Annotated in this window: 12 protein-coding genes; 4 read left to right on the top strand and 8 right to left on the bottom strand. The window is 36.4% G+C overall.

What is annotated here, in order from left to right; translation table 11 throughout:
• Positions 1–584: 584 nt before the first annotated feature.
• Positions 585–1,361, top strand: coding sequence for a lysophospholipid acyltransferase family protein (locus tag H8R24_RS08355; protein WP_187018050.1), 777 nt, complete (start codon positions 585–587; stop codon positions 1,359–1,361).
• Here H8R24_RS08355 and H8R24_RS08350 read toward each other — a convergent pair.
• From H8R24_RS08350 to H8R24_RS08315, 8 genes are all read right to left on the bottom strand, one after another.
• Positions 1,324–2,742, bottom strand: coding sequence for a hypothetical protein (locus H8R24_RS08350; RefSeq protein ID WP_187018049.1), 1,419 nt, complete (start codon positions 2,740–2,742; stop codon positions 1,324–1,326). The two genes, H8R24_RS08355 and H8R24_RS08350, sit on opposite strands and share 38 nt — an antisense overlap.
• Positions 2,739–3,281 carry an RNA polymerase sigma factor gene (locus H8R24_RS08345; protein WP_187018048.1) on the bottom strand — a complete coding sequence of 181 codons (543 nt, stop codon included), beginning with the start codon at positions 3,279–3,281 and terminating at the stop codon, positions 2,739–2,741. The genes H8R24_RS08350 and H8R24_RS08345 overlap by 4 nt, the downstream gene beginning before the upstream one ends.
• A gap of 42 nt (positions 3,282–3,323) precedes the next feature.
• Positions 3,324–3,830, bottom strand: a complete 507-nt coding sequence (locus tag H8R24_RS08340) for a hypothetical protein (RefSeq protein ID WP_187018047.1) — start codon at positions 3,828–3,830, stop codon at positions 3,324–3,326.
• Positions 3,831–3,942: 112 nt separating this feature from the next.
• Positions 3,943–4,356 (bottom strand): hypothetical protein, encoded by a 414-nt coding sequence (locus H8R24_RS08335; protein WP_187018046.1) that lies wholly within the window; start codon positions 4,354–4,356, stop codon positions 3,943–3,945.
• 137 nt (positions 4,357–4,493) lie between these two features.
• Positions 4,494–5,501 carry a recombinase RecA gene (gene recA / locus H8R24_RS08330; RefSeq protein ID WP_187018061.1) on the bottom strand — a complete coding sequence of 336 codons (1,008 nt, stop codon included), beginning with the start codon at positions 5,499–5,501 and terminating at the stop codon, positions 4,494–4,496.
• 159 nt (positions 5,502–5,660) lie between these two features.
• A complete protein-coding gene (locus tag H8R24_RS08325) occupies positions 5,661–6,170 on the bottom strand; it encodes an acyl-CoA thioesterase (protein ID WP_187018045.1) in 510 nt (169 codons plus the stop codon).
• 23 nt (positions 6,171–6,193) lie between these two features.
• Positions 6,194–6,577, bottom strand: a complete 384-nt coding sequence (locus H8R24_RS08320) for a DoxX family membrane protein (RefSeq protein WP_187018044.1) — start codon at positions 6,575–6,577, stop codon at positions 6,194–6,196.
• A gap of 5 nt (positions 6,578–6,582) precedes the next feature.
• Complete coding sequence (locus tag H8R24_RS08315) at positions 6,583–7,728, bottom strand: DNA polymerase III subunit (protein ID WP_187018043.1); 1,146 nt, start codon at positions 7,726–7,728, stop codon at positions 6,583–6,585.
• A gap of 282 nt (positions 7,729–8,010) precedes the next feature.
• Between H8R24_RS08315 and H8R24_RS08310 the strand changes: the two genes are divergently transcribed.
• The 3 genes from H8R24_RS08310 (at position 8,011) to H8R24_RS08300 (ending at position 12,809) form a co-directional block, all read left to right on the top strand.
• Complete coding sequence (locus tag H8R24_RS08310; protein WP_187018042.1) at positions 8,011–9,198, top strand: phosphoglycerate kinase; 1,188 nt, start codon at positions 8,011–8,013, stop codon at positions 9,196–9,198.
• Positions 9,199–9,305: 107 nt separating this feature from the next.
• Positions 9,306–11,357 (top strand): LysM peptidoglycan-binding domain-containing protein, encoded by a 2,052-nt coding sequence (locus tag H8R24_RS08305; RefSeq protein WP_187018041.1) that lies wholly within the window; start codon positions 9,306–9,308, stop codon positions 11,355–11,357.
• Between the two features lie 477 nt (positions 11,358–11,834).
• The gene (locus H8R24_RS08300) at positions 11,835–12,809 is read left to right on the top strand and encodes a DUF4837 family protein (protein WP_187018040.1); all 975 of its coding nucleotides are present in this window, start codon (positions 11,835–11,837) and stop codon (positions 12,807–12,809) included.
• Positions 12,810–12,853: the final 44 nt, after the last annotated feature.

Below are 12,853 nucleotides of genomic sequence, written 5' to 3'. Positions count from 1 at the left end.
TTTGTATTGTGTTGGTTTAACCACGGAGGTCACTAAGTTTTTTTGTATTGTGTTGGTTTAACCACGAAGGTCACTAAGTTTTTTGTATTGTGCGGTTTAACCACGAAGGTCACTAAGTTTTTTGTATTGTGTTGGTTTAACCACGAAGGTCACTAAGTTTTTTGTATTGTCGGGTTTAACCACGGAGGTCACTAAGTTTTTTTGTATTGTGTTGGTTTAACCACGAAGGTCATTAAGGTTTTTGTTGTATTGTGGGTTTAACCACAAAGAGCACAAAGGAGTTTCGCGAAGGACACTAAGGTTTTGTTGTATTGATAACGATAAAGGGCATTACGGGCTTTGTACGAAGGGTTAGGTGTATTTAGGGTGATCCTATTTGGTAAGTTTTGGTCTTACTGCTTCACTGTTTTTACTGTTTTACTGTTTTACTGTTTCACTGTTTTCACTGTTTTCACTGTTTTCACTGTTTTTTTGCGATATATGCTTGGTGAAAGATGTTGTGTAATTGTAGCTTTTATCGTTAAATTTTCTCTAAATGATTTCTTTTTAAGAATAATGTCAATGGATTTGCTATTTTTGAACACATGAAAGTATTTAAGATTATTTTTTGGACATTTTATCGCATTTGGTTTTACATCGTAATGGCAATCCCTATTTTGCTAATGTTGCCTTTTCTAGTGGCTTCTATTTTGACCGAAAGTGGTTACCCGTACTTTTTTAAAATGGCGCGTATTTGGGCTAGATTCATATTGTTTGCAATGGGATTGTACTACAAAGTGGAACGCGTTCAAAAATTAGAACCCAATAAAAGCTACATGATTGTGGCCAATCATACTTCGATGCTTGACATTATGTTAATGCTGGTATTGATCAAAAATCCGTTCGTTTTTGTTGGAAAGCAAGAATTATCTAAGATTCCACTGTTTGGTTTTTTCTATAAAAGAACATGTATTCTTGTGGATAGAGGCAACTCTAAAAGCCGTATGGAAGTGTTCAATCAGGCGCAAAAAAGAATTAGTCGTGGCTTGAGCGTTTGTATTTTCCCGGAAGGCGGTGTTCCAGATGATGAATCGATTGTATTGGATACCTTCAAAGATGGTGCTTTTAGACTAGCGATCGAACATCAAATTCCTATCGTTCCCATTAGTTTTGGTGACAATAAAACCCGTTTTTCGTACACTTTTTTTAGCGGTAGCCCGGGATTGATGCGTGCCAAGATTCATCAGGTTATTGAAACGAAAGGCAAAACTTTATTAGATCGAAAAGAAATTCGCGAACAAGTACGAACTGTAATTTACGATCAATTAATCGATTTTGAAACTACTAAAAAGAGTAGCTTACCCCAGAATATAACCCAATAAATACAGGTTTGTAACTGCTAGAACTGCCTGTATAGGTATTCAATTGGTACTTAACCATCGGTTCTAGGTTGATTTGGAACGCTTTTACAATTTGGTACTTAAAGCCCAAACCTAGATTTGTGCTAAAGTGAACGTCGTTTAAGTTTTTGGCTTCGCCCAAAGTAAAATCGGTAGTGCTGGAACGCAAAGCTATTTTGTTTTCGCTCAGAAAAAAAGTACTGAATCCCCCGATGAGGTTGATGCCAAATTTCTTGTTGAGCAGGGCATACGATAATTCGACTGGTACTTCATAATACCCCATTTTTTGATTGATTACGCCTGTTGCTGTTCTTGAAATTGCGGCAAGGTCTACGTTTCCTTGTGAAATACTCATTTGGTCTTGATTTTTCACTTCTATGGCAGAGCTGGAACTATAGGCTATGTTTTCTAGATTATTGGCCATCAAACTAGTAGAGTAACCTACATCATTAGTGTTGTAGTCTAGCGACAGTTTATTAACGCCTGTTCGCAGCCTGAGTTTTTTAGTAATGGCATAGTGCAGCCCTATTCCAAAACTCAGGTTCGTTTCGGCAGTTTTTGTGTTGTTTGCAAACTGTTGATCAATTGCCGATCCTGAGGCGCTAGCATTCAAATAAACTGGAGCTACAGTAGGGACAACTTGCCATTTATGGGCGATTTGTGCCACAACATTGGTTTTTTCTTGTTTCTTTTTCAGCAGTTCTTCCAGTTCGTTTGTTGGTGTAGGAACGACCTTTTCCTCTTTGGTATTCGTTGTTAGGGCTACAGTTTGTTTTTGACTCACAGCAGGAGTAGCAATGGTGTTGTCTTTTTTGGCAGCTAGCATTGTTTTGCTCTCCTTTTCAATGGTTGTTTGTGCGACGGCAGTAGTTCCAGTTGGCGAATGATTATCGGTAGCCGAAATGGTTTTTAGCGGTGAATTATTTTTTGACTGATAAAGCGCAACAGCAGTTTGAGGGTGCGTTTGTTGATTAGCGGTTTGTGAGGCACTGTTTGTGGTTTCTTTTTCATGATTGCTAACAGTTTTTGGGTTCGTAATGACTAGCTGTTGTTGTGTAGGTACGGATAAAACGGTTTTTTGGATTTGGTTTTTATTCGAAAGCGAATCAGCAACGGGGGCTGATTGCTCTACAACACTTGTTTTTATTGGTGAAACAGCTGTAAAGTTGAATTGGTTTACAGCAAGAATACCAAAAAACAAAGCCGCAGCAACTCCTGATAATCGCAACCAGAAAGGGATTATTCGTCGTTTTTTTTCTCGTAAGGCTGCTTCAATATTGACCCAAACTTGTGGGTCTGGTGTCGCTTCAAAATCCTTGAATTTTTCTTGAAACAGACGGTCTATGTTTTTTTTGTCGCTCATTGTGTCAGTGACTTTATTTCTATTTTGGTATAAGCTTCAATTTTTTCTTTTAAAATGAGTCTTGCCCGGGAAAGATTTGATTTTGTAGTTCCTGTTGTAATCTTTAGCATCTCGGATATCTCTTTGTGCGAATAGCCATCGAGTACATAAAGGCTAAAAACGAGGCGGTATTGATCGGGTAATTCTTGTATGATTTTCATCAAATAATCCAATGGTACATTCTCATCTTCTATGGCAACTTCTTCATCGGCTATGTTATCGTGGATAACTTCGAGGTAGCGAATGCCTCTGTACTTTTGCAAAGCATTGTTGATCATGATTCGCTTAGCCCAGCCTTCAAAGGAACCTTTACCGCTGTATTGGTCAATTTTTTTGAATATGATGATAAAACCGTCTTGAAGATTATCCTGTGCATCGGCATAATTGGGAGAATATTTCAAGCACAGCCCATAAAAGTTCTTGGCATACAATTGATACAATTGCTCCTGAGCTTTTGGATTGTTTTTTTTGCATTCAACAATTAGTTCTTCTAGTACCACAGCTTGTTTTTAGTGCTTTAAATCAATTAATAAATGTAACTATTATTGTTTAAGTATAAATTGCTGTTTGAAAGTCTTTTTTTCATCACCATAAAAAGTAAGATCGGCCGTGATTTCCCAGTTGGTCGTAGATAGCTTTTTGCCTGTTAGGGTACCCGTAGGCACTTTTTCTTTTAGACTTGTTTTTGGAAAAAAACAATAACAATACTTTGTGAATACTAGGTTTATTTGTGACAACTCGGTTCCAGAATAGGAGAAAGAGCTAAGGGTGGGATTGATTTCAAACTTTATGGTCTCGCCATATTCATCATCTGCAATTTCGGGTTTGTCAACTGCGTCATAGCGGTACTCAAACACTAGATTTGTGCCTGTTTCCACTAGTCCGTATTGGATATAACTACTGTCGTAAGTTGATAGCACCAGTTTTTTATTTGCAAAAAAAGAATAAGAATAAGTTCCGGCCTCTTTCTCCCCTGAGTTCTCTGTGCTGTCAGAACTGCAAGAAAATAGAATAAACGATAAAAATAAAAGGATGTAGTGCTGTTTCATATTCGGTTTTTTGGTAGGTTAAGGAGTAGATGCAGCAAGGGTAAAAAGGTTGCGTCTTGCACAGTATTTTTTTACAATACAAGACGAAACTGCTTAATAAACGAAGTTGTGGTTAATCTACTACCGGGATTTCAACTTCTTCAAAGATGTCTTTGCCAGCGGTATCCTTGCCTTTGTAAAACTTAAAAATGTATGAACCTGTGCTAGTCACATAAAAATTAAATGAAGCATCGGATAAAGGAGGGAGCGATTGCTCACAGATTTGACCCGTTTGTACCGCCGATTGGATGGCAATTGTACGTACATTCAAATCTTTGCTATAATAAATACCGTGGTACAGGTGGCAAGACGTGGGGCGCTGGTATTTTAATTTGATCTCGTAAGTATTACCAAGTTTAAAATTGGCAGGTACGGTGTAGCTGTCAATGGCTAGTACTTCGTAAGTGTAATTGTTTTGATTGTTGTCATCAATAGAACAGCCAGATAATGCAGTGATCAGGAGGAATAGTAAGGCTAGCTTTTTCATTTTCTTTCTATTTTTAAATTAGTAAATAGGGCATCTTTTGGGTGCAGATGCTTTGTTTACAATAGAGAAGTGTTTTTTAAAAAGGTTGCGTTAAGGGATAAAAAAAAACCCCGAAAATTTTTTCGGGGTTGCTGTTTTTATGCGTCTGCTAATTCTTTTATCTTTTCTTTGATTTTAGCTTCTAGTTCATCGGCTAATTCTGGATTGTCTTTTATTAATGATTTCACTGCGTCACGACCTTGTCCTAACTTGGTTTCACCATAGCTAAACCAAGAACCTGCTTTTTTGATAATTTCAAATTCGACAGCTAGATCTAAGATTTCTCCCGTTTTTGAAACTCCTTCACCGTACATGATGTCAAATTCAGCAATTTTAAATGGTGGCGCTACTTTGTTTTTTACAATTTTAACTTTAGTTCTGTTTCCAAGAACGTTATCACCATCTTTAATTTGAGTAGAACGACGAATGTCAATACGTACCGAAGCATAAAACTTCAATGCATTTCCTCCTGTAGTAGTCTCAGGATTTCCAAACATCACTCCGATTTTCTCTCTTAACTGGTTGATGAAGAATACGGTACAGTTTGTTTTACTGATCGTTCCTGTTAATTTTCTTAGAGCTTGTGACATTAAACGGGCGTGTAGTCCCATTTTGGAATCTCCCATTTCACCTTCAATTTCACTTTTTGGTGTCAAGGCAGCAACCGAGTCAATTACAACAATATCAATTGCTCCTGAGCGAATCAAGTTTTCGGCAATTTCCAGTGCTTGCTCTCCGTTGTCTGGTTGTGAGATGATTAGGTTTTCGATATCTACTCCTAATTTCTCAGCATAGTTTCTATCAAATGCATGTTCAGCATCGATAAAGGCAGCAATTCCACCTGCTTTTTGAGCTTCGGCAATAGCATGAAGCGTCAAAGTAGTCTTTCCAGATGACTCTGGTCCGTATATTTCTATAATTCTTCCTCTTGGATACCCACCAACTCCTAATGCTAAATCGATTCCTAAAGATCCAGAAGAAATGCTTTCCACTTCTACTATCGCTTTATCGCCCATTTTCATTACAGTTCCTTTTCCGTAAGTTTTGTCAAGTTTATCAAGCGTAAGTTGTAGCGCTTTTAATTTTGCTTCTTTCTCTGTACTCATCTTCTCTTTTACCTTTTCTTTCATTTGTATTATTTTATCGCTCTAAGAAATTTGGAGAACCCATTAGATTGCTACAATTTTCATTTTTTAAAATTTGATACTCGTAAAAATACTTCTTTTTTTAATTAAAAATTTCTCTTTTCAGAAGTAAATTTAATTTTACATGAACAATGCTTTCAGTTCTGAGGCTTCTTCGGGTTTTATTTTTCCGGCCAAAAGTAAACTCAATTGTTTGCGTCGTAATGCGGCATCAAAACGTTGTTTTTCTAGTTCTGTTTCTGGGATAATTTGCGGTACTTCGACTGGTCTTCCGGTGTCATCCACGGCTACAAAGGTGTAAATGGCTTCGTTTGCTTTGGTTTTGTTTCCAGATTCTCTGTCCTCTACCCAAATATCAATGTAAATTTCCATGGAACTTTTAAAAGATCTTGAAACTTTGGCCTCAACCGTTACTACGCTTCCTAGCGGTATAGCTCTATTAAACGCTACGTGGTTTACAGATGCAGTAACTACAATTCTTCTAGAATGTCTTCTTGCTGCAATACTGGCAGCACGATCCATACGAGCGAGTAACTCCCCGCCAAAAAGGTTGTTTAGCGGATTAGTTTCGCTTGGTAAAACTAAATCGGTTAATGTTGTTAAGGATTCTGAAGGATGTTTAGGTGTCATATATTTTTATCTAAATAATATTTTTAATTCAACCAGTATACCGCCATTACTGCTGGTATAAAGTATATAACGATGGTTCTTGCGCCATCATAATCTTTGGCTAATCGTTGCCCAAATAATAGCATGATCAAAGTGATACACGAAAAAACAGCACCGTAGAAGCCAAATAGGCGTCCGTTGTTGATGACTAATTCGATGCAACCCACCACACATAAAATACCCGAAATAAGTTCTAAAACTAAAATGTGCAATAAAGCGAGGCCTACATGATTTTTTAACGGTGTTTTAGAAAAATGTTCTTTCAACCATTCTAAATTATCTTTCCAGTAAAATAGTTTATCGTAACCAGATTGAATAAAGGAGATGGCTAAAAAGGCCAAAATTAATATGGAAGCTACATTGTTCATAGTGTTTATTTTTTATGAATTAAACGGGTAAGTTTTATAGATAAATCGGTTAAAATGATTTTTGCATTTCCGTTTCGTTCGATGTGATAAATCGCATCCGAAATTTCGGCGTAGATTTCGTGAATGTTATTTCCCGTGATAAAAGCGGCAAAACTTGCAAACTTAAAACCAATTTTTGATTCGAAATAAACCAATTCAGGTGTTTCATAATTCAGCAACAAAGCTTGACGAAACATCTCGATACAGTATTCTAAAAATTTCTTTTGACCTTCTCGTCCTAGGGTGGCAATTTTTTCGCTCCACAGGATTAAATCTTGTATGGCCGATGCATCTTTCTTGGCCCTAAAAGCCGCACGAACCCAAGTAATAAACCACTCTTCAAATGGGTATTCCTCATTGTCATCGTGTAATAAATGCAAGGCAACATTGTAATTCCCTTGTGCTTGGTGGGCAATTTTGGAAGCTAGACTAGGATCGGCTTGTTCTCTAGAGATCAATGCTTCACTTATAATAGCTTCGTTCAAACCGTTAAAATGCAATACTTGACAACGAGAACGTATGGTTTGTATAATATCTTCTTCATTCTCGGATATTAGAATGAAAATTGTTTTTTCGGGCGGTTCTTCTAATAATTTCAATAATTTATTGGAAGCTGCAATATTCAATTTGTCCGCCATCCAAACAATCATGATTTTATAACCGCCCTCGTATGACTTTAGCGAAAGCGATTTTAAAATTTCCTGAGCATCATCTACTCGTATTTCTCCTTGCTTGTTTTGAACGCCTAGCACAGAGTACCAGTCAAACAAACCTCCGTAGGGCGTTTTTAAAATGAATTCACGCCAATCTGTAATAAAATCAATGCTTTTCGGACTTTTTTTAACCGAGTCTGTAGTCACCGTAGGATAAGCAAAATGCAAATCAGGATGCGATATTTTTTGGAATTTTAGATTGCAAGATTCATTCGAACCATTGTTTTCGCCGTCTTGATTGTTGCATAAAATGTATTGTGCATAAGCAATAGCCATGGGCAATGTACCGCTACCTTCGGGCCCAACAAATAATTGTGCATGGGGTATACGTCCTAAACTAGCACTTCTAGTCAGGTGATTTTTAATATGTTCTTGTCCTAAAATTTCTGAAAACTGCATGAAGCAAAGATAACAGAAAATGGGTTAGTCAAAAGTATTACGGACCAAAGTTTATCAAAATTACCAACCAAAAACGGGGTTTTTTTAAAGTCGATTTTAACGATAAATCAATTCAGATTTTAGAGATGCTGTTGATTTGATATTAAAAATAGAGAAATTTTATTAATTTACATCGATTTCGTTGCTATAATTCAATTTTTTTTGCTTTTTTCAAATTTATTAATAATCTAAAAGTTCTATATTTGTTACTCTTTCAAACAAAACAAACTAAAAAAGAACCCAATGAAGACTTTAAATGACTTTGATTTCAAAAATAAAAAAGCAATTATTCGTGTTGACTTTAATGTGCCATTAGACGAAAATTTTAATGTGACTGATGCTACTCGTATCGAAGCTGCAAAACCTACTATTGATGCTATTCTAGCACAAGGTGGAAGCGTTATCTTAATGTCACACTTAGGAAGACCAAAAGGTGCTGAAGATAAATATTCTTTGAAACACATTTTAAAAACAGCTTCATCAATATTAGGTGTTCCGGTTCAGTTTGCTGCAAATTGTGTGGGTGATGTAGCTAAGGATGCTGCCGCAAATTTGAAAGCAGGAGAAGTTTTGTTGCTAGAAAATTTACGTTTTCATGCTGAGGAAGAAGCAGGAGATGTTGCTTTCGCAAAAGAATTAGCGTCTCTTGGAGATATTTATGTAAATGATGCTTTTGGAACCGCGCATAGAGCTCACGCTTCAACCACCATTATTGCACAGTTTTTCCCAACTGAAAAATGTTTTGGAACTTTGCTTGCTAAAGAAATTGAAAGTTTAAATAAAGTATTAAAAAATAGCGAAAAACCAGTGACTGCTGTATTAGGTGGTTCTAAGGTTTCTTCGAAAATTACCGTTATCGAGAATATTCTGGATAAAGTAGATCACATGATCATAGGTGGCGGGATGACTTTTACCTTTGTGAAAGCATTAGGCGGAAAAGTAGGTGATTCTATCTGTGAAGATGACAAAATGGAATTAGCTCTAGAAATTTTAAGATTGGCTAAAGAAAAAGGAGTTCAAATCCATATTCCTGTGGATGTAGTAGCTGCAGATGATTTTTCGAATACAGCAAATACTAAAATTGTCGATGTAAGAGAAATTCCTGATGGATGGCAAGGTCTTGATGCTGGTCCTAAATCGCTAGAAAATTTCAAAAAAGTGATATTAGAGTCTAAAACCATTCTTTGGAATGGACCTTTAGGTGTATTCGAAATGGAAAGTTTTGCTAATGGAACTATCGAATTGGGTAATTTTATTGCAGAAGCTACTGCAAATGGTGCTTTCTCACTTGTAGGTGGTGGAGACTCGGTTGCTGCAGTGAAGCAATTTGGTTTTGAGCACAAAGTAAGCTACGTTTCTACCGGTGGTGGAGCAATGCTTGAGATGCTAGAAGGTAAGGTATTGCCTGGAATTGCAGCAATTCTAGACTAAAATTATATTTTTAACAATTTTTATAGAATTTTTTAGTTGTAACGTATTAGGTTTGTATAAAAATGGAGTAGTAACCATTTATAATAAAGCCTGTTGACACTATAAAGATGAATATAAAAAATACCACAATAGCTTTTTTACTATTACTATCAGTTCCTTTGTTTTCGCAAGAAGTTGCCGAAAGCAAAGGAATTGCTGTTTTAGAAAACAATATCTCCTATCTTGATTCTATTAAAAAAACCTTTATCAAAGATGAAATGGCCGCTTGTGTGGACAGTTTATGGATGAAGGAATTGACAGATCTAAAACTGTACAATGAGATTACTAGCGATATTGAAAACAATAATAGTGACGAAAATGTAGATTACGAATTGCCTACGGAACTGCTCAAGTCAAGACTAGAGGCGATGAATGCCAAATCTCCTTTTAGAATCGAATACAATCCAAGTCTGGAAAACGTCATTAAATCCTATTTGAAATACAGGAAAAAGTCCTTTGAAAAATTAATGGCCATTTCGGATTATTATTTCCCGATGTTTGAAGAAGCTTTTGCCCAGAAAAATGTTCCGCTGGAAATTAAATACCTGGCTGTTGTAGAGTCGGCATTGAATCCCAAGGCGGTTTCAAGAGTAGGCGCAACAGGTTTGTGGCAGTTTATGTATCAAACCGGAAAACAGTACAATCTTAAAATTGATTCTTACATTGACGATCGCAGTGATCCGTTGAAAGCAACTGCTGCTGCTGCCGAGTATATGGCTAATATGTACGCCATTTTTGGCGATTGGGAGTTGGTTTTAGCTTCTTATAATTCGGGTCCTGGAAATGTTTCGAAAGCGATACGTCGCTCTGGTGGAAAACAAAATTATTGGAACATTCGAAAAAACCTTCCTAAAGAGACACAAGGATATGTACCTGCTTTTTTGGCTACGATGTACCTTTATGAATACCATAATGAACACGGCATACGTCCTGATAAAGGATTTGTTAAGCATTTTGAGACGGATACTATTTTAATGAAAAAACAAATGTCTTTCAAACAAATAGCCGATTTGCTGGACCTGCCTGTGGCTCAACTGCAAATGTTGAATCCTTCGTATAAACTTAATGTTGTTCCTGTCTATGGTGACGAAAAGCATTTTTTAAGATTACCCAAGGATAAGATTGCCTTATTTACATCTAATGAGGATAAAATCTATGCCTACATACAGCACCAGCTAGACGGTAGAGAAAAAACATTCGAAAACAACAGGGGGATTGCTGCTAAAGCGAATTCTGATGAAGGTACAACACGTACTAGAACCACTTATTATAAAGTCAAGCGTGGGGATCATTTAGGAAGCATTGCTGATAAATATGGTGTTGCAGTTACGGATCTTAAAAAATGGAATAAATTAAGATCTAATACTATTGCCTATGGTAAAAGTTTAAAAATCCTTTCGACCGAAACAGTGGCAGCAGTGGTGAAAAAGGAGGTCGTAGCGCCTGTTGTTTCTCGCGAAGCAATCCTGGAGAAACAACGATTAGCATCCATGAAATTAAAGATCAAGAAAGAGGCAGTTGCTGAAATTAAAACAAACCAAAATACTGGGTTTTACGTCGTGCAAGCCGGTGATAATTTGAATACCATTGCCGAGAAAAACAATGTGACTGTAGAGGAAATAAAAGAGTGGAATCACTTTACTACTGCTAGCGTTCCAGCAGGGAAGTCTTTGCAAATTGCTGCTATAATTACAGATGTAAAAGAAGCTGTTGCGGTTGCCGAAACCGTGGAACCGGTTGTGTTAACTGATATTAAATACACCGTTGAAAAAGGGGATAATCTTAGCAGTATTAGTAGAAAATTTGGTACTGCGGTTGCCGATTTAAAAGAGTGGAATAAAATCACAAACCCCAATTTAACCATTGGAAATTCATTGATTGTTGCCAAAAATGAAGTGGCCATCACGACAGAATATGCAACAGCCAGCTCTTTCAAGAAGAAAGATGTTTTTGCAACAGCAACTACAACAAAATCAGTTGATTATTATGTAAAAAAAGGAGACTCACTCTATAGTATTTCAAAAAAATATCCTGGGGTATCTGTATCCGATCTTAAAAAATGGAACGGAATTACCAATGAAGGCATCAAGCCAGGGATGAAATTGAAAATCAATGGATAGGCTGGTTTTGTTGTAAATGTTGGTTGGATGAGTTGTAAAATAGTAGTGTGATGTACGCAATCCCTGCGGATGCACTAGATTATATTTTGCCGGAAGGCATTCCATTTTAGCTAAATAAGAGCGATATAGCCGATTTTATTTTCTTAGATAATGTAAAAGCCATGGTGAATGGCATATTTATTGTTGCTAGTGCTAGTGTAACTCCTCCAAAATTTGAAAGTAAAGAGAGTCCTGATGGATAATGGAACAGTATTGTTATTCAGTTATTTAATGAAAAATCAGTAAATATATGTCTGGAATCCACTTCAAAGGAAGGTGGGATTTTTTTTAAACTATTGAGGGTTATGCTATTGATTTTAAAAACAGTAGAACGAAAAAGAACTTTAAGTTGTGAGCTTATTTTTTTTGTGCTCCTAATAGTGGATGTTGGTGTTTTTTATCTTTATTTAGTATTAATGTTTCTCGAAAACTCCCCAGATGAATAAAAGCTACTTTTTCTATTTCTTATTGCTCAACCTGATTTTTTCTTGTAAAAACAACCAAGATAGTACGCCGCACAAAACAACGGGTGTGATCAATACGATTTCGGTTATTATTGATGATCAGTTGTGGAACGGCGAAGTAGGAGACAGCATCCGAAACAAGTTTGCTTCACCCGTTATTGGTTTGCCACAAGAAGAGCCGCTTTTTTCTATCAATCAATACCCGGCCAAGTTAATGGAGGGTTTTATGACCGATACTAGAAATATTATTGTGGTTAAAAAAGGGGATGAAAACAAGTTTGAAATTGTAAAAGACCAATACGCATCTCCGCAAAATGTGTTTCATATTGAGGGTACAACTGCCGAATCTATTATCGCTATTATTCAAGAAAACAGTTCCGAGATCATTCGTTTAATTCGAGAAATCGAAATTCAGGAATGCCAACGCATTAATAAAAAGTCTTTGCGCGATTCTCAAATCATTAGCGATACTTTTCATGCTACTATTGATATTCCTTCGACTTATAATTATGTGATTCAAAAGAAAAATTTTATTTGGTTAAAAAAAGAAATCGTAAGTGGGAATACTAGTTTATTGCTGTACCAAGTGCCTTTAAACGCGATTAAAAAAGAAGGAAATTTGGTTTCAAATATTATCAGAATGCGTGATTCTATTGGTGCGTTGTACATTCACGGCAAAGAACCCAATACAGAACTTGTTACGGAGGAAGCTTATGCGCCTTATTTTTTCCAAATTAAGTTAGATGGTAAGCCGGCTTATGAGACGAAGGGGACTTGGGAGTTGAAAAACGATTTCATGTCTGGACCTTTTATTAACTATGCTATTATCGATAAAAAACGCAATAGAGTGTTGATTTTAGAGGGTTTTAGCTATGCTCCTTCCAAAGAAAAAAGAGATTTGATGCAAGAATTAGAGTCGATTATTAAATCGGTTAAAATAAATCAATAACAATTTGATACATTCGTGTTTTAAAATTGAAAATAAATAAGTGG

Origin of the sequence: Flavobacterium muglaense (assembly GCF_014305155.1) — a bacterium.
Lineage (GTDB): Bacteria > Bacteroidota > Bacteroidia > Flavobacteriales > Flavobacteriaceae > Flavobacterium > Flavobacterium muglaense.
Note: the sequence above shows the minus strand (reverse complement) of the source record. Positions and strands in the feature narration are given on the sequence as shown.

Excerpts from the sequence above, each read along its gene's own strand:
- H8R24_RS08355 (WP_187018050.1), top strand. The coding sequence starts at position 585 with ATGAAAGTATTTAAGATTATTTTTTGGACATTTTATCGCATTTGGTTT.
- H8R24_RS08350 (WP_187018049.1), bottom strand. The coding sequence starts at position 2,742 with ATGAGCGACAAAAAAAACATAGACCGTCTGTTTCAAGAAAAATTCAAG.
- H8R24_RS08340 (WP_187018047.1), bottom strand. The coding sequence starts at position 3,830 with ATGAAACAGCACTACATCCTTTTATTTTTATCGTTTATTCTATTTTCT.
- H8R24_RS08335 (WP_187018046.1), bottom strand. The coding sequence starts at position 4,356 with ATGAAAAAGCTAGCCTTACTATTCCTCCTGATCACTGCATTATCTGGC.
- recA (WP_187018061.1), bottom strand. The coding sequence starts at position 5,501 with ATGAGTACAGAGAAAGAAGCAAAATTAAAAGCGCTACAACTTACGCTT.
- H8R24_RS08325 (WP_187018045.1), bottom strand. The coding sequence starts at position 6,170 with ATGACACCTAAACATCCTTCAGAATCCTTAACAACATTAACCGATTTA.
- H8R24_RS08320 (WP_187018044.1), bottom strand. The coding sequence starts at position 6,577 with ATGAACAATGTAGCTTCCATATTAATTTTGGCCTTTTTAGCCATCTCC.
- H8R24_RS08315 (WP_187018043.1), bottom strand. The coding sequence starts at position 7,728 with ATGCAGTTTTCAGAAATTTTAGGACAAGAACATATTAAAAATCACCTG.
- H8R24_RS08310 (WP_187018042.1), top strand. The coding sequence starts at position 8,011 with ATGAAGACTTTAAATGACTTTGATTTCAAAAATAAAAAAGCAATTATT.
- H8R24_RS08305 (WP_187018041.1), top strand. The coding sequence starts at position 9,306 with ATGAATATAAAAAATACCACAATAGCTTTTTTACTATTACTATCAGTT.
- H8R24_RS08300 (WP_187018040.1), top strand. The coding sequence starts at position 11,835 with ATGAATAAAAGCTACTTTTTCTATTTCTTATTGCTCAACCTGATTTTT.